We start from the raw sequence: 19,917 nt of genomic DNA, 5'->3' as shown, positions 1-19,917 counted from the left end.
GCTTGCCGTTGGTCTCCATCGAGATCACCGCGTCCTCCCAGGTGACCCAGTCGATGGCGGCCCGCTCCCTGACCTTGGGGTCGGCCCTGACAGCAGCCGCCGAGTCCCCGATCACCGGTAAAGAGGGCTAGATCCAAGTATGGAGTAATCGAACCACCACTAAGGGTAATGATGGCAAGTAAGTCGATCATCACTCTTGGGGAGCAACATGTACAGGCAGGCCATCGCCGTACTGACCGCCACGTCCGCCGCCCTGCTCGCGCCCGCCGCGACCGCACACGCGGAGGACGTCGAACTGGTCGTCACCCGCACGGGATGCAGCGACGTCGACGGCATCAAGATCAATGTGCAGCCGCCACCGCCCTTCACCGGAACGGTGACCGCCGACGACATCCGCGCGCTCATGGAGTCGATCGTCGCGGGCAGCTCACTGCAGGGCTTCTTCGCGCCGGGAAACGCGGCCGAGGCCGCCGGTGAGGCCGCCGGTGAGACCGCCGCTGAGGCCGCCGGTGAGACCGCCGCTGAGGGCACGCCGCTGTCCGCCGCCGGCCCGACCCTGCCGCCCATCCCCAACCTGCCGCCGCTGCCCTGGCCCTTCCCCTCGCCCAGCGTCACCCCCGCACCGGGGACGAGCCCCGCCTCGGCCGCCACTCCCGCCTCGCCCGCCGAGACCATGCTCGAAGCCCTCGTCGACCGGGCCATCGCCTGCGCCCGCAGCACCAGGACCCCGAGCACCCAGGACGCGCAGACACCGGAAACCGTCACCCGCTACCTCGAAGCGCTCGTCACCAAGCCGGTGTGCGCGGGCGACCCGGCGTCCGCGCCCATGCAGAGCCCGGCCACGCTGCTCGACGTCCTGGGCGTGCCGCGCCTGCTCGACACCGTGCTGTCCAGCCCGCTGTTCTGCGTCCGCCCCGCCGACGCGGACACCGCCACCGAGTCGGTCCTCGACACACTCGGCATCATCCACGCCATCGACGAGCTGCTCTCGATCTGAGCCGGTCAGGCGGGCGGGCCGAGCAGCACGGGCAGCTCCAGCGGCCCCTCCGTGATCAGCGAGGACGTGTACGCGATCTTGTCGGGCGGCACCGCGAGCCGCAGCTCGGGGAAGCACAGCGCGATCCGCAGCTCCAGCCTGGCCAGCGGGGCGCCCAGGCAGAAGTGCGGGCCACGGCCGAAGCCCAGGTGCGCGTCGGCCGGCGGAGAGGATGTTTCCGATCGTTCGTCCGGTGGCTTGGTCATCACCACCGTCGAACGCACTACCGAACCGTGCGACCCGGACACATCCCACCCCTAAGGTGACGGGATGGACGCCATCGAGACCTCCCGGCTCACGCTCGTACCCCTGGGCCCCGAGCACGCCTCCGAGATGGCCGGGGTGCTCGCCGACCCGGCCCTGCACGCGTTCACCGGCGGGGCCCCGCTCAGCGCCGTGGAGCTGCGCGCCCGCTACGAGCGGCTGGCCGCGGGGCCGCCCGGATGGCGCAACTGGGTGCTCCGGTTGCGCGCCGAGGACTGCCTGGTCGGGTACGTGCAGGCGACCGTCGAGGGGCGTACGGCGGAGGTCGCCTGGGTGGTCGGCACGGCGTGGCAGGGCCGCGGCCTGGCCACGGAGGCCGCGGTGGCGCTGGTCGAGCGGCTCGCGGACGAGGTGGACACGGTGATCGCGCACATCCACCCGGACCACGCGGCCTCCCAGGCGGTCGCCGCCGCGGCCGGGCTGCGGGCGACGTCGCGATGGCAGGACGGGGAGGTCCGCTGGGAGCTGCCGGCCGGGAGTTGAGACGAGGAGGTCCGCTGGGAGCTGCCGACCGGTAGTTGAGACGGGGGCGGTCGCGAACTTGCGGACAGGGGTTGAGACGGGGGCGGCTGATGGCTTTAATACGCGCGGGCTCCGCCCCGCCCGTCGTCCTGACAGAAGAGGAGCAACTGTGAACGTCTCCGCAGGTCAGCGAACCCCCAAGACCGGCGGCGCCAGTGTGTTAGCGCTACCACGCCGCCGTACCGCCGCATGAAAGTTTCTTCTCGCCCATTGGGAAAGCGCTTACCCCGAGCTGCAAAGGACCCCAGCATGCGCTTGAGCCTGGCCGCCGCGGCCGCCGTCCTCGCCCTGACCTCCACCGCCGTCGCCGCCCCCGCCCACGCCGCTCCCGCCAAGCAGATGGAGGACCTGGACCGGGGGCTGATCAGCGTACGCTCCGGGTCGGGCAACCTCGTCTCCTGGCGGCTGCTCGGCACCGACCCCGACGGCGTCACGTTCAACCTCTACCGCGGCTCCACCCGGATCGCCTCCGGCCTGACCGGCGGCACCAACGTCCTCGACAACGGCGCCGCCGCCGACGCCTCGTACACCGTGCGGGCCGTCGTCGGCGGCAGCGAGCAGGCCGCCTCCCCCGCCTCGCTCCGCTTCACCGGCGGCTCCTACCTGGACGTGCCCATCCAGCCGCCGTCCGGCGGCACCACCCCCGACGGCGTCTCCTACTCCTACAGCGCGAACGACGCCTCGGTGGGCGACCTCGACGGCGACGGCCGGTACGAGATCGTCCTCAAATGGGACCCGTCCAACGCCAAGGACAACTCCCAGTCCGGCTACACCGGCAACGTCCTCGTGGACGCGTACCGCCTCGACGGCACCCGCCTGTGGCGTATCGACCTGGGCCGCAACATCCGCGCGGGCGCGCACTACACGCAGTTCCAGGTGTACGACTACGACGGCGACGGCCGGGCCGAGGTCGCCATGAAGACCGCCGACGGCACCAGGGACGGCCGCGGCACGGTGATCGGCAACGCCGGCGCGGACTACCGCAACTCCGGCGGCTACGTGTTGTCCGGCCCCGAATACCTGACGATGTTCAACGGCCAGACCGGCGCCGCGATGTCCACGGTGAACTACGACCCGCCGCGCGGCACGGTGTCGTCCTGGGGCGACAACTACGGCAACCGGGTGGACCGCTTCCTGGCCGGGACGGCGTACCTGGACGGCTCCCGTCCGTCCCTGATCATGGCGCGCGGCTACTACACCCGCAGCGTCATCGCCGCCTGGGACTTCCGCAACGGCTCCCTCACCAAGCGCTGGACGTTCGACAGCAACAACTCCGGCTCCCAGTACGCCGGCCAGGGCAGCCACAGCCTGTCCGTCGGCGACGTCGACCAGGACGGCCGCGACGAGATCGTCTACGGCGCCATGGCCGTGGACGACAACGGCGCCGGCATGTGGTCCACCCGCACCGGCCACGGCGACGCCCAGCACCTCGGCGACCTCGACCCCGCCAGGTCCGGCCTCGAATACTTCAAGGTCAGCGAGTCCACCTCACAACCCGGCTCGCTCTACATCGACCCCCGCAACGGCCAGATCCTCTGGTCCTCCCCCTCGGGTTCGGACAACGGCCGCGGCGTCGCGGGCGACATCTCCACGGTCCGGGTCGCGAGCGAATTCTGGTCGGCCGCCGACTCGAACCTGCGCAGCGTCACCGGCAACAACGCCGGCCGCAAGCCGTCCTCGATCAACTTCCTCGTCTGGTGGGACGCCGACCCCGTCAGGGAACTGCTCGACCAGACCCGCATCGACAAATACGGCACCGGCGGCGACACCCGCCTCCTGACCGCCTCAGGCGTCCACTCCAACAACGGCACCAAGGCCACCCCGTCCCTGTCGGGCGACATCCTGGGCGACTGGCGCGAAGAGGTTATCTGGCCCACCAGCGACAACCGCGCCCTGCGCATCTACTCCACCCCCACGCCCACGGACCGGCGCATCTACACGCTGATGCACGACCCGCTCTACCGCGTCTCGGTGGCCTGGCAGAACACCGCGTACAACCAGCCCCCGCACACGAGCTTCTTCCTCGGCGACCGCATGCCCACCGCCCCCCGCCCCGACATCTACGTCCGCTGACCCGAGAGGTGGCACCGGCCGGCCCGGTGCCACCTCCCTCACGCCAGGAGCAGCATGACGGCCCAGATGGTGAGGGAGGAAAGGGCGGTCGCCAGCCAGAGGCGGAAGCGGCCGGGAGCGGAGGCCCAGGCGGCGACCGTGTACGCGATGACGCCGCTGAGCGCGCACACCTCGAAGGAGAAGCGCCCGAGCGCCCACAGCGCCATCAGCAGCAACAGGCCGAGCACGGCGGTCGGCCAGGCCGGGCGGATGCCCAGGAGATGCAGCAGCGGCCAGGCGAGCAGGGCCATGACCCAGCGGCCTGTCCGCAACGTCTCCACGAGCAGCCCCAGACAGCCGAGGAACTCGCCACAGAACCGCGAGTTGGGGAAGAGGCGGACCATCGCGATCGCGACCACCGCGAGCAGGGCCGTCAGGGCGAGTCCGGCCAGAGCGCCGAGCAGGAGGCGTCGGCCCTCGGTCATGGATAAGCCGTCCATTTCCGCATGGTGACATGTCGCGATGTGCGACGACCATGACGGAGATCAGCTTGATGCGAAGCCGTCACCCAGCTCGTCCCGCGTCAAGGAGCCCACCCAGGCGTCGACCCGCCTCCCCTTTCCCGTCGTCGGTTCTGTCGGTCCCGTACGCCATGATCGCTCTCCTGCGACGTCCGTACACCCCCCCAAGGAGCACCATGGCCCCCATCGGCGCGTCAGACTGGTCCGGCATCACCTACGACAGCTGGACGAACCTCCACGCCATCCGCGCCCGCCTCGACGCGGGCGCCGACCCCGACGCGGGCGTGTTCCCCTTCGGCTGCCCCCTCCACGAGGCGGCCGAGCACGGCTCGCCCGAGGTGGTGGCCGAGCTGGCCCGCCGGGTCACCGACGTCGACGCGCTGCACGAGGGCCGCACGGCCTTATGGACGGCCGTCTTCCACCACCGTCCCGACAACGCCCGCGCCCTGGTCGCCGCCGGAGCCGACCCGTGGCGGCCGATGATGAACGGCTGGTCACCCGGCCGCCTCAGCCTGGCCACCCCCACCCCTGACCTGTTCGCGCCGCGCGACGGCGAGGCCGGCCTGACCGACGCCGAGCAGGCCGCGGTCGCGGCGTCGCGGCAGCTGATCGACACGGTCGAGTGCTTCGACGACGACGGCTACAGCGTCGCCTGCGTGGCCGGCGTCACCGCCGCCGAGGCGGCCAGGCGGCTCGGCGCGGTGCCGGCCGACGACGTCGACATCGAGGAGGTCATGGAGGACATGTGGTCGGAGGAGTACGACGGCCTCATCGGCATCACCGACGTGCCCGGCGGCTGCGTCGTCGTCCAGCCGTGGGGCTACCGCGCCGCCGACCCGCACGTCCTGAGGCCCCTGTCGGCCGGCACGGTCTGCTACAGCCTGTTCGCCAACCCCAAGAGCGGCAACCAGGGCATCGTCATCCGCGACGGCGAGACCGTCGGCTGGGACACCCACCCGGGCGGCGGCAGCGTCTCGCAGGACGACTCCGCCGAGGAGATCCTCAGGGCCTGCCTCTACCAGGGCGCGGCCGTGGCGTACTGCTACGCGGGAGCGGGCCTGCTGCCGTCCGACGCCCGCTCGCTGACCGAGGAGGCCGGCACGTGGGTGACGCTCCCCGACGAGGAATAGTTCAGGAGGGATATCCGAGATAGGACGGCGGCACGTGGTCCACCAGCCACACCCCGTTGGCGCTGCGCATGAAGGTGTGCCCATCGGCGTGCATCGCCCCCGACGCCACCACCAGCACCACCGAGCTCCACCGGCACCGAGTGGCCCTGGCTGGCCCTGATCCTGTCGCCTTCGATCGTATAGCGGCGCTTGTCGTTGGCCGCGACGACCTCCCGCAGTTCGTCGGGCATGATCGGGAAGCCGTGCGCGGCGGCGGCCCGCAGCAGCTCCCCGACGTCGGCCCAGCCGCTCTCGTCGAGGGTGAGCCCGAGGCGGCCGGGGTCGTGGCGCAGATGCCGGGCCAGATACTTGGAAACGCGGATCAGCCGCCGTTCGTCCATCATCGGCCATGCTGCCCGCTCCCAAGCGCCGTCCGCCAGCCGATTCCGGCGCTGCGACGCCCGAGGAGGCCGACACGTGACGGACGCTCCCCAGCCGATCCCCACCTGCTGGAACCACTGGATCGCGGTCCCGACCGGCGACCAGGCCGGGGTCATCGAGCTCCTCGGCCTGGCGCCGGTGCGACCGCTCACCTTCGCCGAGGCCCAGGAACTCATCGACGAGGACGCGCACACCCCACCGGACGTCAGCGGTGCTCGTTCTCCTTGAGCTCGACGACCCAGGCGCGGCGCTCGGCGATCTTCCCGTCCCGCATGACGAACACCTCCGCCATCGACATCCGCATCTCACCGCCCGCCGCGCGCCGCACCCATCCGGTGAGCTCCGCCATGACCACGTCACCCTGCTCGACCATCCGCACGACCTCCAGGTGCGGCGGGTTGACGAACTCGGGCGGGCCGTCGATGGCCTGGTCGTAGGCGTCCTTGCCGGTCAGGTGGAAGGCGCCGAAGACGGTCCACTCGATGTCGTCGGTCAGGCAGGACAGGATCTGCTCGTGGTCGTTCTTACGGAAACCGTCCAGGTAGGTGTTGACGGTCTCGATGTTGCGTGACATGTCTGCTCCTTTTCTCCGTGGGCAAGTCGGAGCGGCCGGAGCGTTCTCGACATCCTCCTCAGATCATGAGGGTGACGGCCACGGGGACGAGGTACAGGATCGGGAAGACGACGGTCTTGTACGACCGGGCGCGCAGCACGGTGACGACGGCGCCGAGGAAGTACACCACCAGCCCGATCCCGGCCAGCACGCCGATCACCGGCACGGCCAGACCGGCCAGCAGCCCCGCCGCTCCCGCGGCCTTGGCCGCGCCCAGCCAGGGCCACCACGAGGCGGGCACCCCGTACGTCCGCAGCGGCTCGACGACCCACGCGGCGCGGGTGAGGATCGCGTACGCCGAGAAACCCACCCACGCGGCGGCCAGAACGGTGACGATGATGGGAACCATCGGGTGCTCCTTGCTCTCGAATGACGCCGGGCCGGTAGCGCCCGTCACCGCCCTGACCCGCCGCCGGACGGCGATGTGACCGGCGGCGGGAGTGACGTACGTCACGCGATCAGCCGAGCACCGCCACGTCGAGCAGGCCGAGCCGGTCGGGTTCGGCGACGACGTCGATGGCGGTGATAATCCCGTCGTCGACGGTGAAGGTGAGCGCCACCCGCATTCGGCCCTGCGGTGCCATGACCAGGCCGACCGCGCCGTCGAGCAGCGCGATACCGGTGAACCTGGCCCGCTGCATGGCGGCCATCGCGCCCTTGGCGACGGCCTCGGCCCCCTGGACGGTGACGGGCGCGGCGGTGAGCATGACGGCCGCGTCCGCCCGCAGGGTGACCTCGGGGTGCAGCAACGTGATCAGCGCCCGGAAGTCCTGCCCGCGCGTCGCCGACAGGAACGCCTCGACGATCTCCCGCGTCCGGCCCGGCTCACGGTGCGGCGCGGGCGCCCCCTTGACCCGGCGACGCGCCCGGCTGGCCAGCTGCCGGGTCGCTTCGGGGGAGCGTTCGAGCAAGGGGGCGATCTCCTCGAACGGCACCGCGAACAGATCGTGCAGCACGAACGCCACCCGCTCGGCCGGGCTCAGCGTGTCGAGCACCACCAGCAGCGCCACCCCCACCGAGTCGGCCATCTCCACCTCGGCCTCGGGGTTTCCCACCGCCGCCGGGCCGAGCAGCGGGTCGGCCACCTGCGTGTCCAGCGGCTCCTCCTGGCGGTGGGCACGGGAGCGCAACATGTTCAGGCACACCCGGGCCACGATGGTGGTCAGCCAGCCGGCGAGGTTCTGCACCTCCGCGGTGTGGGCGCGGCCGGCCCGCAGCCACGCCTCCTGCAACGCGTCGTCGGCCTCGCTGAGCGAGCCGAGCATCCGGTACGCCACGGCGCGAAGGTGCCCCCGATGCTCGGCGAACCGCTCCGCCAGCCACTGCTGTCCGTCCATGTTTCCTCCGTCAGGCGAGGTGAGCACGCTCATCCTCGCAAGCGCCGGAGGCGAGGCCACGTCCCGGTGGTGCCGTCGATGCGCTCGCGCAGGATGTCGGCGTGACCGTCGTGGCGAGCGTACTCACTCGACCACCCGTCGCGCCCGCTCGGCGGACACCCCACCGGCCTCGGCCAGCACCTCGACGGTCGTGGGCGTGGTCAGCAGGTCCAGCCCACCCCGCCCCGGACGGTCTGGAGAGGATCAGACACCGGCTTTGTCTCTGCGGACGACGAATGCAGTAGATGCGACTTCCCGGCCCTCCACCTCGAAGACCCATCTATACCGTTGGCCTCCCTCAAGCTGAGGTGTCTGCACCTGAACCGCCAACGTAGTAGCCAGATCAACCAGGCGAGCCTCGTCTTCCATGACCGCATCACCAGCCTCGTTGAGCCCGAGATGCCCGCCGAACTCGACGACGGACGCGAGCCTGAGCAACCTTCTGTTCCTCCGGCCGCGTAAGGACGGGTGAGTGTTCGCTTGAGGAAGGACCGTACATGGCGGATGGATCGGAGTACGACGCGTTCGTCGAGGCGTCGTGGCACCGGCTGCTCCGCACCGCCTACCTGCTCGCCCGTGACTGGGGAGCGGCCGAGGACCTGGTGCAGACGGCGCTGCTGAAGGCGTGGCAGGCCTGGCCGCGGCTGGGCGACGAGCGTGAGGCGTACGTCCGCAAGATCATGGTGAATCTGCACGTCTCCTGGTGGCGGCGGCGCTGGAGAAGGGCCGAGATGACCAGCGAGTCGCCACCCGACCAGGCGCAGGCGGCCGACCACATGGGACAGGCCGACGATCGCGAGCTGGTCTGGCAGGCGCTCGGCCGTCTGCCCGCCCGGCAGCGGGCCGTCATCGTGCTGCGGTTCTTCGAGGACCTGAGCGAGGCCCAGACCGCTGCGACGCTCGGCTGCAGCGTCGGGACGGTCAAGAGCCAGGCGAGCAGGGCGCTGGCCAAGCTTCGGGTGGACAAGTCGTTCGCGTACGACAGGAGGGGGTAGCGCCATGCCCATCGACCAGCGAGAACTCCGCGACCTGCTCGACGAACGCAGCAGCCCCGCGCTCGACCGCCCGATCCCGTGGCACTCACTGCGAGCCAGGACGCGCGGCGCGCGACGGCGCCGGCTCTCGGCCGTCGCCGCCGCTGTCACTTTCGCCGTCGCGGTCGTCGCCGGCGGTACGGTCGTCAGCCTGCGCGGGCCGGATCAGCCGACCACCGCGAACGTGACCGAAAAGCTCCCAAGCCGGTACGAGGAGTCCGACGGCACCGTCTACCGCAGGCTCGCCACCGCGACCTTCGACCCAGCGCGCCAGGCATCGGTGCTCTTCGAGGTGAAGGTGAGCGGCAAACCGGTGGCCATCCTGCCCGACTGCCCGTCTCCCAAAGCAGCGCCACCGCAGGTCAGCGCACACGTGCCGGGCCTGGACAAGACCTTCACGCTGTCACCGGCGCCCTTCCTGATGAACGCGTGCGAGCGGGGCAAAGCGGTCGACCTGCAGCCCTTCCCCGCCGGAACGCGAACGGTGACATTCACCGTCAACGGCTCCCCCGGGCGCACGGCTCCGGGAGAATGGCGGTTCGGTGTGTACGAATGGACGCCGCCGTCCACGATGAAGACCGCCTCGCCTCCGGCCGAGCCGCCCGCGAAGATCGGGAAGGAGCTCAACCTGGCCGCCAAGGCCACCACCACCTGGCCCGGCAGCCGCGAGGTGACGGTCACCGTGCCGAACAAGGGCCTCGGCCTGGCCGTCGCCACCTACTGCGGGGACGGTCTCGGCGACCGGCTCAGCCGGAAGGTGTGGGTGAACGGACGCCTGATCAAGGGCGGCATCGACTGCTCCGCCTCGCCGGGCGGGGGCGGCTTCCTCTACCTGGGCGAACGGCTGCTCAGCGGGAAGACGACCACGATCAGGGTCCGGCTGGAGACGTCCATCACCGAATACCTGCGGCGCCCCGGAACCCTGACGGTGGCCGTTTACGCCGGCGACATGTGACGGGGCTTGATCGCGTTCTCAGCCTCAGGGGCTCCGCCACCGCCGCCCGGCAGACCGGCGGGACGCTGTCTGCCGTCTCGAAGCGGAACAGCCGGACGGGGCAGGACACGCAGCCCCGCGACGATCAGCGCCAGACACAGCGTCGACAACGCCGCAGACTGAACGATCGCCGTGATGGCAAGCGACTGTACGGGCCTTTCGACACCGATCAGAAAGACTGGTGACCGCTCAACGGCCATCGACGCCGCGACGATGGCGAGACCCAATCGCCAGGCCGGCGTGGTGTCGCGCACCAGGCACAGCAGGCCAGCCATCAGGAGCGCCGCCACGGTCACGCCCCGCGGATCGACCCACATGGCCAGGGCGTGTAGCGAGAAGAGTACGTCGATCCAGCCGATCACAGCCTGGTAGCCCAACCCGAGCAGGGCCACCAGCCTGACTGCGTCACCGAGGGGGCGGTAGCGGGGTGCGGCGCCGAGACCGCCGAGCCTGCTCCTGACCGCCAGCGCGGCGATGGAGACGGTCTCTCTCCAGCTCGGCCACGCGCGTGATCGCCCGTGCCTGGGCCTCACGTCGGCGACCAGCACCGACATCCACCGCGTCCGCGTCGTCCTTGCGGCGCAGATAGTAGGAGACGGTGGCGGTGGCCAGCGCGGCACCCCAGATCGGCCAGAAGCACTCCGGCAGCCAGGCGCCCCATTCGGACAGGGAGAACCGGCCTGCGATCGTCCAGCGGATGTACGTCAGTCCGGCCACGGCGATGATGATCGCGACGAACCCGGCCGGGATGACCGCCAGCAGGGGCGGTACCCGCCTGCCGCGCAGTCCGGGAATCCAACGCGGGAAGATCTCCCCCCATCGCTGAGTGAGCCCGAGGGTGAGCACGCCGCCGAACGCGCCGAAGGTCGCCAGGTAGGCACCCGCCAGCCACAGGCCGTCCTCGCCTTCGGCCAGGAACTCCGGGCTCACTCCGAGCGGGATGCCCAGCGCCCACGCCCACCGGGTGGCGCAGTACGCCAGAGGCACCACGACGGCCACGTACACGGCTGTGCGGCCCCGCTGCGGGGTGAACCAACGCGTGCGGGCCTGGCTACGGCCGTACGCCAGCGCCGCGGCGGCCAGCAGCAGTCCGCCCAGCACGCAGAGAAGCTGGTTCAGGACGGGCCATGGCCAGGCATCGGCGAAGGTGGCGCCGCCCAGGCTCCAGCCGAAGACCGGTGCCACCAGCAGCAGCGGCGTGTAGGCGACGCCCATCATCAGCCGCGAGTCGGGAACCACCAGGACCAGGCTCGCGGCGAGCGGCCACGCCAGGAACAACGGAGCACGACGATCGCTCCTGCGGGTGAGCGCCAGCGCCGTCGCCGCGGTGAGCAGGCCGAAGGCGGCGATCCACCAACCGAAGCGCGGCGTCGTCGCGGCCAGGATGGACAGCGCGCCGTCCGGGTCGGGGTCGGAGGCCCCCCAGGGGAAGCTCGGCAGGCCGAGCGCCCACGCCGAGCCGAGAGCACCGTAGGCCAGCGCCCACAGTGCCGCCGCGTAGCCGCGCCAGACAGAAGTGATGGTTCTCATGTGATCAGCGTCGCCGGGCGGCAGGCCGGCGGACCAGATGCCGTTCGGCACCCTCGGCCACTGTGAAAGCCGGCCACAGGTGCCGTTCGGCACCTGTGGCCGGTTCCACGGTGGACGTATCGTCGGTCCGGTGAGCTGGATGTGGATTGTCGTGTCGATATCGCTGCTGGTCCCCGTCGCAGTGGTGGTGGCGGCAGCGCTGTCGCGGTCGTCGCCCGAGCCGCGTCTGCCTGCGCTGACCTGCGTGGCCGCGGCCGGATCGCTGGCCGTCACGCTGGCTCACGTCATCGGCATCGTGCGGCCCGAGCCGGGCGCCGCCGTATTGGGGGTGATCGAGAGTCTGGCCCTCATGACGCTGGCCGGCCTCATCGTCCGACACGTGTCGGCACGGCGGGCAGCGGTGACCGCGCCGGTGGCGGGCCTGGCCTCGGCCACCTGGTTGCTGCGCTTCTTCACCCCCGCCTCGCCGCTGGAAGCGCTGGGCGTATGCCTGTTCTGGGGGTTGGGCGCGCTCCTGGCCGCAGCTGTCGGGGGTTACCTGCGTTCTGCCGAGGTACGGCAGTCCCGCGCCGTGGCCGACACCCGCACCGCATTACGGCTTCAGCTGGCCAGAGACCTGCACGACTTCGTCGCCCACGACATCAGCGAGATGGTGGCGCACGCCCAGGCGGGCAGGGTCGCGGGCGATCCGCTGCAGGCGCTCGAACGCGTCGAAGCCGCAGGCCAGCGCGCCATGTCGATGCTGGACCATACCCTGGACACGCTGCACCACGACCGGCCGCTCACCTCCACTGGTGACCTCAGCGGCATCCGCGAGGCAGCCGAACGTTTCTCCACCGCCGGCTCCGCGCCGGTCCACCTGAGCATGGACCCGCAGGTGGCGGTCACGGCGGAGACCGCCGTCCTGGCCTACCGGATCGTCATCGAAGGACTCACCAACATCCGGCGGCACGCTCCCCAAGCCAGCCGCGTCGACCTGTGCATCAGCGCCGGAGGAGGCCTACTGGAGATCACGATGACCAACGACGGCGTGAGACGAGCGCGAAGTGGCCGGCGCGGCGGGTACGGCCTGCCCGGCCTGACCGCACTGGTTCAGGCGCAGGGCGGTGAACTGGTCACCCAGGCCGTACCGGATGGGTGGTCGCTGACCGCGCGCCTGCCAGTGGCACAATCGCCGGAGTGTCCACCCGCATCCTCATCGCCGACGACCAGGAAGGCATTCGAAGCGCCTTCCGCATGATCCTCGACGCCCAGCCCGACATGACGGTCGTGGCCGAGGCCGCCGACGGACGCACCGCGATCCACACCGCCAGGACGATCAGACCGGACGTTGTGCTCGCCGACATCCGGATGCCCGGAGCCGACGGCATCGAGGTGGCCCGAGCCCTTGCCGACACCGACATCCACGTGGTGATCGTCACCACCTTCGGGCTCGACGAGTACGTCCACGCGGCACTGCGGCACGGCGCTTCCGGATTCATCCTCAAACGCTCCGGCCCCACCCTGCTCATCGAAGCCATCAGGGCCGCGACGAATGGCGACATGCTCATCAGCCCGCAGCTCACCATCCGGCTGCTGCGCCACCACGGCCTGCCGCACGAGACACCGAACGTCGTCCTCACCGAGCGGGAGGATGACATCGTGGCGCTGGTCTCGCACGGCAAGACGAACGCCGAGATCGCTGCGGAACTCTTCCTCTCCGCGGGCACGGTGAAGAACCACATAGCGGCCATCCAGCGTAAGACCGGCGCCAGGAACCGCGTCGCCATCGCGGCCTGGGCATGGGCGACCGGCAGGGCCGAACCCTGATCGCGCCCACCGACTCGGCGTAGAGGAGCGTCCGATCCAGGGGTCGTCCTCATCGGGCAGCGGCTCGCTGGTGAGCCTGGCCGGCGGTGTCCGCTGCTCTTCGCCCCAGGAGGCGGGTCAGGTGCAGAGCGGGCGCTCGCCGAGGTCAGGTCGAGGGGCTGGCGTCGTGCGGCGGCTGGGCCGCGATCTGGTTGAGGATCGAGATGTGGGAGGTGAAGGCCGCTGTCCCGGCGGGGGTGGCGGCGAGCCTTGTGGTGGTGCGCCGCCCGGTCTGGGCTTTGCGGACGGTGACGTAGCCGGCCTTCTCCAGTGTGGTGAGATGCTGGGACAGCGCCGAGTCACTGACCTCGTCGGACGGGATCCCGTCACTGCAGTCCGGCCGTTCCAGGAACGGCCCTGGGTGGGCTGTTCACGAGTGGGGTTGGCCTGGGTGTAAGAGGGGTTGAGAAGATCGCTTCCCAGCGCCCATGGTTGCTGGGACCGCTTTATGATCTCGTTCGTGAGCGGAAGGATCTTCCGGTCAACCGCCCGTGCGCTGCTGGTGTGGTGCGGCGGATGATGGCTTGGCCTGCGGGAAGGTCGCGGACGAAGGCGCGGAGGAAGGTGTTGATCTGGTCGAGGCCAGTGCCTTCGGCCAGGGCGTCGATTCTCTGGTAGAGCTGTTCCTCGATCTGGATGATCTGTGCGGCCAGTTGCTCGCCGCTGTCGGTGAGGCGGAGGTCGATGTGCCGGCGGTCGTGCTCGGCGGGGTTGCGGTGGATCAGGCCGGCGGCGACCAGGCGGTCGACCAGGCGGCTGGGGCTGCTGCCACTCTCGCAGACCAGAAGCTCGCCCAGGCCGGTCAGGGTCAGGGGCTGGCGTTCGTGCAGGATGCTGATGACTTCAGCTTGGGAGGTTGTGATGCCCAGCGGCCTCAGCGCTTGTCCCAGCAGGCGGTTGCCTTCGCGTTGGGCGGCCAGGACGAGGTAGCGGAATTCTTCTGCGGGACGCATGAACGTCATTCTCTCTGGTCAGAGCGAGGGGGCGACGAGGTCACGGCCGGCGGCGGCCAGGGCGAGGGCGGCGCCGGGATCGTGCGCTGCCAGGACGGTCAGGCCGGGGTTGGCCTCGCGGAGCTCGTTGACCATCCGGGTGGTGGCGGCCAGCCGGCGCTTGTGGCCGACGCCGGGTACCTGGCCCTGCTCCAGCAGGTTGGCGTCGTAGGTCAGGTCTCCGACCATGAGCAGTGGCGCGTGCCCGGGCCTGCGGACCAGCATCGACAGCGATCCGACGGTGTGGCCTGGGGTGGGCAGCAGCACCAGGCTGCCGTCTCCGAACAGGTCGTGCCCGCTGGTGAAGGGCGCCAGGGCGGGGTCGGCCAGGGGCTCGGGGTCGAGGCGGCGCCAGCGCAGTGCGGGCAGCTCGATGTGGGAGCGCAGCAGGCCGCGTAGTTCCGGTGCCGCCCGGTGCAGGCTCTGCCACTCCCGGCGGCTGACCAATATCTGGGCGTCGGTCAGCTCGCGCAGCCCGCCGATGTGGTCTTGGTGCAGGTGAGAGATGACCGCGGTGTGGACGTCGGCGACGTCGTAGCCGATGGCCGCCAGCTGGGCGGTAAGGGTCTGCTCGGCGGCGATGTCAAAGCGGGCCAGCCGGTCGTACATCACTCCGGTGATGCCGCCGGGGAAGTAGCCGGGGTCGGTCACCGAGGCGCGGTCTTGGCCAGTGTCGAACAGCACCAGGCCGTCGCGGTGCTCGATCACGTACACGTTGATCGGCAGCGGCCGGGTCCAGCGGCGCGAGGTGAACAGCCACCAGTACAGCGGCTTGCGGGTCGCGGCCACGTGTTCGGGGTGGATCGACACCGTTCCGGTGCTGACTACCGAGACGCGCTTGATGGGGTTTGCGGTGTTCCTCGTGTTCGTCATGGCCAACAGATTACACGACATATATGTCGTGTCAACTAATTTCGGGTCGACTGACACCGGCCGCACCATCACCGGGGGCGCGAGACGACGTATGGCATGCCGACCGCAAGCCGGTGGCTCAGGCACTCCAGCCACACCACCCACCAAGCCGTCCTCAAGCTCAAGGCCGGTCAGGCTTGGCAAGATCACCACCTGGTCTTCTGCACGAGCGTGGGCACTCCGCCGCACGCCTCGAACGTACGGCGGGCATTCCGCAGGATCACCGAGCGAGCGGGGCTTGGAACCGTCCGGAGTCCCCGATGTCAACATCGCTCCAAAAGTTCTCCAAGCTCGTCGACACGGCCCAGGCGGCCCCTCCACGTCTGCTGCACCGTTCCTGATCTGCAAGCAGCGATGAGGGATCTCTCCAGCGCCGCCGCGGTCACCTGGCATGACCCCCGTGACGGACACATCGGGACCTGGGACCATCGCATAGTCTTCTCCGCCGACGGTCCTGCCTTCATCGAACTCATCCAGGCCGCCCCCGGCGGCCCATGGGGCGACACCAGCAGACCTCGCTTTCACCATCTCGGGTTCTGGACGGCTGACCTGGAGGCCGGGGTTGAGCGGCTCACCACCGCCGGCTTCCCCGAATCCTTCTCCGGCTGCCCCTACGGCCGTCCGTTCGCCTACCACCGCTTTGACTGCGGCGACGATGCCGGGCAGTGTCATGGCCAGCCCTGGGTCCTGGCCGTAGTCCTCATCACCGGTCACCCAGCGGGCGGGCACCCCGGCCTCCAGCGCGGCCAGCACCATGGCGGCGGCCGGCGCGGGCTTGGTCGCGAAGCCGACCTCGTCCGGGATGCCGGCCGCCTGGCAGCGGCCGGGGCCGGCCAGCCAGGCGTGTTCGGGCAGGTAGAGGCGCCGAGGCCGAACCGGCCGGCGATCCGGGCCATCAGCTCGTTGTAGATGACCATCCAGCCGTCAGGGTCTACGCTGTGGCTCGCGGCCACCGCACGATCTTTGGTTGTTCTCACAAACTCTGAATGATCACGCGGTGGCCGTCGCCATGTGACCAGAACGCTGCAAGATCGCTAAGTGTCACTGGAGTATTAGGCGCGGTAGTAGCTCAGAAACATGTCCACGCCCGTCGTGATCAGTTCGTCGGTGAAATCCTCATCCAGGGTGTCGCCATAGGCGCTGTGCACGATGTGGGGGTAGAGCACCAGGGCGTAGAACTGCACCAGCGCCAGGTCCATGTTGGGGATGCGCAGGTCGTTGCGTTGACTCAGGGCCTCGGTGAGCGGTCCGGCGAAGCGGTCCGGCCCTCGCTCGCGCCAGGCGCGGCCCAGCTCGGGAAAGCGGCGTGACTCGGCGGTGATCAGGGCGCGCAGGGCGGAGATGTCGCGGTTGACCAGGCCGCGCACCCATCCGCGTGCCGTGCGGACCAGCACCTCGCGGATGTCGTCGCCGCCCCGCAGATCTTCGCGCATGACGCGCAAGGACTCCCCGAGCGCCTGCTCCAGGCTGTCGCGCACCACCTCGATGAACAGCTCTTCCTTGCTGCCGAAGTGGTTGTAGACGGTTACCTTGGACACGCCCGCCTCGGCGGCGATCTGGTCGATTCCGGTGTCGAACCCGCTGTCCAGAAACACCTCGCGGGCCGCGCGCAGGATGGCGGCCCGCTTGCGTGCCGCGCGCTCTCCTGACGGGATGTGCTTGGTTGCGCTCACTCTCACACCCTAACATCCACCTGAACTGAACAGTTGAGTTCATATGAACGCTCTAGTACAGTTCCGATCGCCGCCCAGACGGCGGCCCTGCCTGCACGAAAAGGATGATTGTTGATGAGCGAGATCAGGATCCTCGGCATCTCCGGAAGCCTGCGCGCCCAATCGCACAACACCGCGCTGCTGCACGCCGCCCAGAAATACGCCCCCGACGGCGTTTCGGTCGAGATCTACGACGGGTTGCGCGACATCCCGCCCTACGACCTGGACCTCGACACCCCACACCACCGCCCCCAGGCGGTGCGGGAGCTGCGCGAGCGCGTCACCGCCGCCGACGGGCTGCTGATCGCCACGCCGGAGTACAACTACTCCATCCCCGGAGTCCTGAAAAACGCCATCGACTGGGTCAGCACCGACTGGACAGGAACCGAGGGCCTGCCGCTGCTGCGCAAGCCGGTCGCCATCCTCGGGGCCTCCCCGACCAACTTCGGCTCGGTACGCGCCCAGCTCGCCCTCCGGCAGGTCTTCGTCTGGACCGACTCCGACGTGATAGCCAAGCCCGAGGTGATCGTCTTCCGCGCGCACGAACGCTTCGACGAGGGCGGCAACCTGACCGACGACACCACTATCGGCCTGCTCCAGAGCCTGCTGGACGCGCTGGCCGCCAAGGCCGCGTGAAGGGGGTGGACACCATGCAGGTGGTACGAGGCACCGTCGCCGACGGCTTCGAGAAGGTCAGGGACGAGTTCGCCGCGGCCGTCACCGCCGAACCCGGGCTGGGCGCGCAGCTGGCCGTACGCCTGGCCGGCCGGCAGGTGGTGGACCTGTGGGCGGGGCCGGGGGTGAGCGGCGAATCCCTGTTCGCGTTGTACTCATCCGGCAAGGGCGCGGCCTACCTGCTTCTCGCGCTGCTGGTCCAGGACGGCGTACTGGACCTGGACCGGGCCGTGGCCGCGTACTGGCCGGAGTTCGCCTCGGCCGGCAAGGGCGACCTCACCCTGCGCGACCTGCTCGCCCATCGTGCGGGGCTGATCGGCGTGGAGGGCGGGTTCAGCGCGGCGGAGCTGGCCGATGACCGGCTGCTCGCCGAGCGGCTGGCCGCGCAGAGGCCCTACTGGCGGCCCGGCAGCGGGTACGGCTACCACGCCTTCGTCGCCGGCGCGCTGATCGGCGAGGTGGTACGCCGGGTGACCGGCCGCTCGATCCAGGAGATGTACGCCGAGCGGGTGCGCGCCCCCTACGGGCTGGACTTCTACCTGGGGCTGCCCGAGGCCCTGGAGACTCGTTACGTGCCGGTGCAGCCGGCCCGTGGCGGTGGCCAGGGCGCCCCGGCTCCGGACAGCCTGACCGGGATCGCCTTCAACCTCAACGCCACCCCGCCCACCGACCTGGTGGACTTCGCCAACACCCGGGCTGTACGCGCGCTGGGCCCCACCTCCTCCGGAAGCGTGGGCAACGCCCGCGGCCTGGCCACGCTGTACGCCGCGGCCATCTCCGAGATCGACGGGTGGCCGCCGTTGCTGGCCCCCGCGACCCTGGCCGAGTTCACCAAGCCCCACGCGACCGGCACCGACCTGGTCACCGGTGAGCCCGACCATTTCCTCCTGGGCTTCGAGGCGCAAGGGGTGCGCTACCCCCTGCTCGGCGCCGACGCGTTCGGGCACAGTGGCGCCGTGGGAGCGCAGTCGTTCGCCGACCCGGGGAGCGGGATCGCCTACAGCTACACGCGCAACCGCTTCGCCATCGGCGGAGGGGGCGGCGCTCAGGAGAACCACCGGCTCATCGCCGCAGTGTTGCACGCGATCAGCTGAGGCCGGGCCACCGACAAAACCCGGAGGCCGGGATGCCGGTCAGACGGTCGGTGGTGGTGGTCAGAATGTAGAGCGTCGAGGTCACCCGCAGCACGGCGGCCACCGGCCTGCTGACCTTCTGTACCCGGTCGGCAGGGGCGGGCGAATCGGGCGCGCAGCCACATCCCGGCGAGGATCGCGATGAGCTGGGCCGGCAGCACCGCCACCACCTGGAGCCCCGCGTCCCCTCCCACGGGTGCGCCTGCGTACGGTGCGGCCAGGCTCCAGGCGGGCACGGCCAGCAGGCCTCCGGCGGCGAGCGTGCCTTACAGACTCACTCCCAGGGCCAGATCGCCGCGTTCGTGGTAGGTGAGCAACCCCGTTACCTGTGGATCAGGGAGGCGACATCGCGGAACAGCCGGTCGTGGGCCGCGGCCGTCTCCGAGGACACGTCCTGGATGAAGCCGTGCACCAGGCCGGGTTCTCGCCGGTGGGTCACCCGCACTCCCGCCTGTGTCAGGCGATGGGCGTAGGCGTCGCCCTCGTCGCGCAGCGCGTCGTGCTCGGCGGTGACGATCAGTGTGTCGGGCATGCCGTGCAAGTCTGGTGCCAGCAGCGGGCTGGCGAGGGCGCGGGTGGCGAGATCCGGTGCCCATTGCGCGATGGCCCAGGAGAGAAAGTCGGCATCCAGTGCGTACCCGGTGCCCTTGTCGACGACGCTGGGCCAGGAGAGGGTCAGGTCGGTGTTGGGACAGATGAGGATCTGTACGGCGGGCAGCGGATCACCCGCGGCGCGCAGCCGCAGGCAGGCCATGCTCGCCAGGTAACCGCCCGCGCTGTCGCCCGCCACCGCCGCCGGGGCCGACCAGCGCAAGATCGCGGCCACGTCCTCGATGGCCGCCGGGTAGGGGTGCTCGGGGGCACGCCGGTAGTCCACGGCCAGCACCTCGACGTCACAGGCGGCGGCGATGCGCCGGCAGGTGCGATCGTGAGTGTCGAGGTCCCCCATGACGAACGCGCCGCCATGGACGAACACCATGAGGGGACGCCTGCGTTCGTGGGGCCGGTAGTGGCGCAGCGGAAGCCCGCAGGGCCCGCGGAGGTCTCCCACGTGTGCCAGTGCGGGAGCCGGGGGACGTGCGGCGGCGCGCTGGCGGGCGCGTTCGCGGAGGTTGGACACATCTGAAGGAACCACCCTCGCCTCCTCTTGTGG

The 19,917-nt window shown here is 70.3% G+C and carries 25 protein-coding genes and 3 pseudogenes; 13 read left to right on the top strand and 15 right to left on the bottom strand.

All coding sequences use genetic code 11. From position 1 onward, the window contains the following. Nucleotides 1-2: 2 nt before the first annotated feature. Together ABZW11_RS14550 and ABZW11_RS14545 are read left to right on the top strand one after the other, a co-directional pair. A complete protein-coding gene (locus ABZW11_RS14550; protein WP_355416417.1) occupies nt 3-131 on the top strand; it encodes a hypothetical protein in 129 nt (42 codons plus the stop codon). Between the two features lie 77 nt (nt 132-208). Next, complete coding sequence (locus tag ABZW11_RS14545) at nt 209-997, top strand: hypothetical protein (protein ID WP_355416414.1); 789 nt, start codon at nt 209-211, stop codon at nt 995-997. A gap of 5 nt (nt 998-1,002) precedes the next feature. On the opposite strand, the gene ABZW11_RS14540 is transcribed toward ABZW11_RS14545, so the two are convergent. After that, nucleotides 1,003-1,242, bottom strand: coding sequence for a cytochrome P450 (locus ABZW11_RS14540; protein ID WP_355416411.1), 240 nt, complete (start codon nt 1,240-1,242; stop codon nt 1,003-1,005). A gap of 64 nt (nt 1,243-1,306) precedes the next feature. Between ABZW11_RS14540 and ABZW11_RS14535 the strand changes: the two genes are divergently transcribed. After that, nucleotides 1,307-1,783 carry a GNAT family N-acetyltransferase gene (locus tag ABZW11_RS14535; protein ID WP_355416408.1) on the top strand — a complete coding sequence of 159 codons (477 nt, stop codon included), beginning with the start codon at nt 1,307-1,309 and terminating at the stop codon, nt 1,781-1,783. Between the two features lie 288 nt (nt 1,784-2,071). Next, nucleotides 2,072-3,895, top strand: coding sequence for a rhamnogalacturonan lyase (locus tag ABZW11_RS14530; RefSeq protein WP_355416405.1), 1,824 nt, complete (start codon nt 2,072-2,074; stop codon nt 3,893-3,895). 38 nt (nt 3,896-3,933) lie between these two features. Here the strand turns inward: ABZW11_RS14530 and ABZW11_RS14525 are convergent, their stop codons facing one another. Further along, nucleotides 3,934-4,374, bottom strand: coding sequence for a hypothetical protein (locus tag ABZW11_RS14525; protein WP_355416402.1), 441 nt, complete (start codon nt 4,372-4,374; stop codon nt 3,934-3,936). 197 nt (nt 4,375-4,571) lie between these two features. Here ABZW11_RS14525 and ABZW11_RS14520 point away from each other — a divergent pair, with 197 nt between their 5' ends. After that, nucleotides 4,572-5,525: a DUF6461 domain-containing protein gene (locus ABZW11_RS14520; protein ID WP_355416399.1), complete on the top strand. Its 954-nt coding sequence runs from the start codon at nt 4,572-4,574 to the stop codon at nt 5,523-5,525. A 185-nt stretch (nt 5,526-5,710) separates the two neighbouring features. On the opposite strand, the pseudogene ABZW11_RS14515 reads toward ABZW11_RS14520, so the two are convergent. Continuing rightward, nucleotides 5,711-5,905 (bottom strand): annotated as a pseudogene (locus ABZW11_RS14515) (RNA 2'-phosphotransferase); the annotation flags it as partial. A 76-nt stretch (nt 5,906-5,981) separates the two neighbouring features. Between ABZW11_RS14515 and ABZW11_RS14510 the strand changes: the two are divergent. Then, complete coding sequence (locus ABZW11_RS14510) at nt 5,982-6,173, top strand: hypothetical protein (protein ID WP_355416396.1); 192 nt, start codon at nt 5,982-5,984, stop codon at nt 6,171-6,173. On the opposite strand, the gene ABZW11_RS14505 is transcribed toward ABZW11_RS14510, so the two are convergent. From ABZW11_RS14505 to ABZW11_RS14490, 4 genes are all read right to left on the bottom strand, one after another. After that, nucleotides 6,151-6,519, bottom strand: a complete 369-nt coding sequence (locus ABZW11_RS14505; protein ID WP_355416393.1) for a nuclear transport factor 2 family protein — start codon at nt 6,517-6,519, stop codon at nt 6,151-6,153. The two genes, ABZW11_RS14510 and ABZW11_RS14505, sit on opposite strands and share 23 nt — an antisense overlap. A gap of 58 nt (nt 6,520-6,577) precedes the next feature. Then, nucleotides 6,578-6,907, bottom strand: a complete 330-nt coding sequence (locus ABZW11_RS14500) for a DoxX family protein (protein ID WP_355416390.1) — start codon at nt 6,905-6,907, stop codon at nt 6,578-6,580. 109 nt (nt 6,908-7,016) lie between these two features. After that, complete coding sequence (locus tag ABZW11_RS14495; protein WP_355416387.1) at nt 7,017-7,895, bottom strand: sigma-70 family RNA polymerase sigma factor; 879 nt, start codon at nt 7,893-7,895, stop codon at nt 7,017-7,019. Nucleotides 7,896-7,924: 29 nt separating this feature from the next. Next, on the bottom strand, nt 7,925-8,059 hold the full coding sequence (locus tag ABZW11_RS14490) for a DUF664 domain-containing protein (RefSeq protein ID WP_355416384.1): 135 nt from the start codon (nt 8,057-8,059) through the stop codon (nt 7,925-7,927). A 372-nt stretch (nt 8,060-8,431) separates the two neighbouring features. Here ABZW11_RS14490 and ABZW11_RS14485 point away from each other — a divergent pair, with 372 nt between their 5' ends. After that, nucleotides 8,432-8,929, top strand: coding sequence for a SigE family RNA polymerase sigma factor (locus tag ABZW11_RS14485; RefSeq protein WP_355416381.1), 498 nt, complete (start codon nt 8,432-8,434; stop codon nt 8,927-8,929). A 4-nt stretch (nt 8,930-8,933) separates the two neighbouring features. Beyond that, nucleotides 8,934-9,923, top strand: a complete 990-nt coding sequence (locus ABZW11_RS14480; RefSeq protein WP_355416378.1) for a hypothetical protein — start codon at nt 8,934-8,936, stop codon at nt 9,921-9,923. Here the strand turns inward: ABZW11_RS14480 and ABZW11_RS14475 are convergent. Together ABZW11_RS14475 and ABZW11_RS14470 are read right to left on the bottom strand one after the other, a co-directional pair. Next, entirely contained in the window at nt 9,905-10,354 is a 450-nt protein-coding gene (locus tag ABZW11_RS14475; protein WP_355416375.1) for a hypothetical protein, read from the bottom strand. The two genes, ABZW11_RS14480 and ABZW11_RS14475, sit on opposite strands and share 19 nt — an antisense overlap. Nucleotides 10,355-10,367: 13 nt before the next feature. After that, complete coding sequence (locus ABZW11_RS14470) at nt 10,368-11,492, bottom strand: hypothetical protein (protein ID WP_355416372.1); 1,125 nt, start codon at nt 11,490-11,492, stop codon at nt 10,368-10,370. A 139-nt stretch (nt 11,493-11,631) separates the two neighbouring features. Between ABZW11_RS14470 and ABZW11_RS14465 the strand changes: the two genes are divergently transcribed. Together ABZW11_RS14465 and ABZW11_RS14460 are read left to right on the top strand one after the other, a co-directional pair. Next, nucleotides 11,632-12,732 (top strand): histidine kinase, encoded by a 1,101-nt coding sequence (locus ABZW11_RS14465; RefSeq protein ID WP_355416684.1) that lies wholly within the window; start codon nt 11,632-11,634, stop codon nt 12,730-12,732. Then, entirely contained in the window at nt 12,672-13,301 is a 630-nt protein-coding gene (locus tag ABZW11_RS14460; protein ID WP_355416369.1) for a response regulator transcription factor, read from the top strand. The genes ABZW11_RS14465 and ABZW11_RS14460 overlap by 61 nt, the downstream gene beginning before the upstream one ends. Nucleotides 13,302-13,446: 145 nt before the next feature. On the opposite strand, the gene ABZW11_RS14455 is transcribed toward ABZW11_RS14460, so the two are convergent. The 3 genes from ABZW11_RS14455 to ABZW11_RS14445 all read right to left on the bottom strand — a co-directional run bounded on the left by ABZW11_RS14455 (nt 13,447) and on the right by ABZW11_RS14445 (nt 15,205). Beyond that, nucleotides 13,447-13,662, bottom strand: coding sequence for a transcriptional regulator (locus tag ABZW11_RS14455; RefSeq protein WP_355416681.1), 216 nt, complete (start codon nt 13,660-13,662; stop codon nt 13,447-13,449). Between the two features lie 124 nt (nt 13,663-13,786). Then, a complete protein-coding gene (locus ABZW11_RS14450; RefSeq protein ID WP_355416366.1) occupies nt 13,787-14,293 on the bottom strand; it encodes a MarR family transcriptional regulator in 507 nt (168 codons plus the stop codon). Nucleotides 14,294-14,311: 18 nt separating this feature from the next. Further along, on the bottom strand, nt 14,312-15,205 hold the full coding sequence (locus tag ABZW11_RS14445) for an N-acyl homoserine lactonase family protein (protein ID WP_355416363.1): 894 nt from the start codon (nt 15,203-15,205) through the stop codon (nt 14,312-14,314). Nucleotides 15,206-15,301: 96 nt separating this feature from the next. Here ABZW11_RS14445 and ABZW11_RS14440 point away from each other — a divergent pair. Then, nucleotides 15,302-15,850 (top strand): annotated as a pseudogene (locus ABZW11_RS14440) (VOC family protein); the annotation flags it as partial. A gap of 81 nt (nt 15,851-15,931) precedes the next feature. Here ABZW11_RS14440 and ABZW11_RS14435 read toward each other — a convergent pair. Next, nucleotides 15,932-16,132: pseudogene (locus ABZW11_RS14435) on the bottom strand (transposase); the annotation flags it as partial. 164 nt (nt 16,133-16,296) lie between these two features. Beyond that, nucleotides 16,297-16,917: a TetR/AcrR family transcriptional regulator gene (locus ABZW11_RS14430; RefSeq protein WP_355416360.1), complete on the bottom strand. Its 621-nt coding sequence runs from the start codon at nt 16,915-16,917 to the stop codon at nt 16,297-16,299. Nucleotides 16,918-17,031: 114 nt separating this feature from the next. Between ABZW11_RS14430 and ABZW11_RS14425 the strand changes: the two genes are divergently transcribed. Beyond that, nucleotides 17,032-17,592, top strand: a complete 561-nt coding sequence (locus ABZW11_RS14425; protein WP_355416358.1) for an NADPH-dependent FMN reductase — start codon at nt 17,032-17,034, stop codon at nt 17,590-17,592. Nucleotides 17,593-17,606: 14 nt separating this feature from the next. After that, entirely contained in the window at nt 17,607-18,725 is a 1,119-nt protein-coding gene (locus tag ABZW11_RS14420; RefSeq protein ID WP_355416355.1) for a serine hydrolase domain-containing protein, read from the top strand. A gap of 361 nt (nt 18,726-19,086) precedes the next feature. Here ABZW11_RS14420 and ABZW11_RS14415 read toward each other — a convergent pair whose 3' ends face one another. Next, on the bottom strand, nt 19,087-19,899 hold the full coding sequence (locus ABZW11_RS14415; RefSeq protein WP_355416352.1) for an alpha/beta hydrolase: 813 nt from the start codon (nt 19,897-19,899) through the stop codon (nt 19,087-19,089). Nucleotides 19,900-19,917 lie beyond the last annotated feature (18 nt).

It is taken from the genome of Nonomuraea sp. NPDC004580, from assembly GCF_040609855.1.
Lineage (GTDB): Bacteria > Actinomycetota > Actinomycetes > Streptosporangiales > Streptosporangiaceae > Nonomuraea > Nonomuraea salmonea.
The sequence above is the reverse complement of the archived record's forward strand: the minus strand, read 5'-3'. Positions and strand labels throughout refer to the sequence as shown.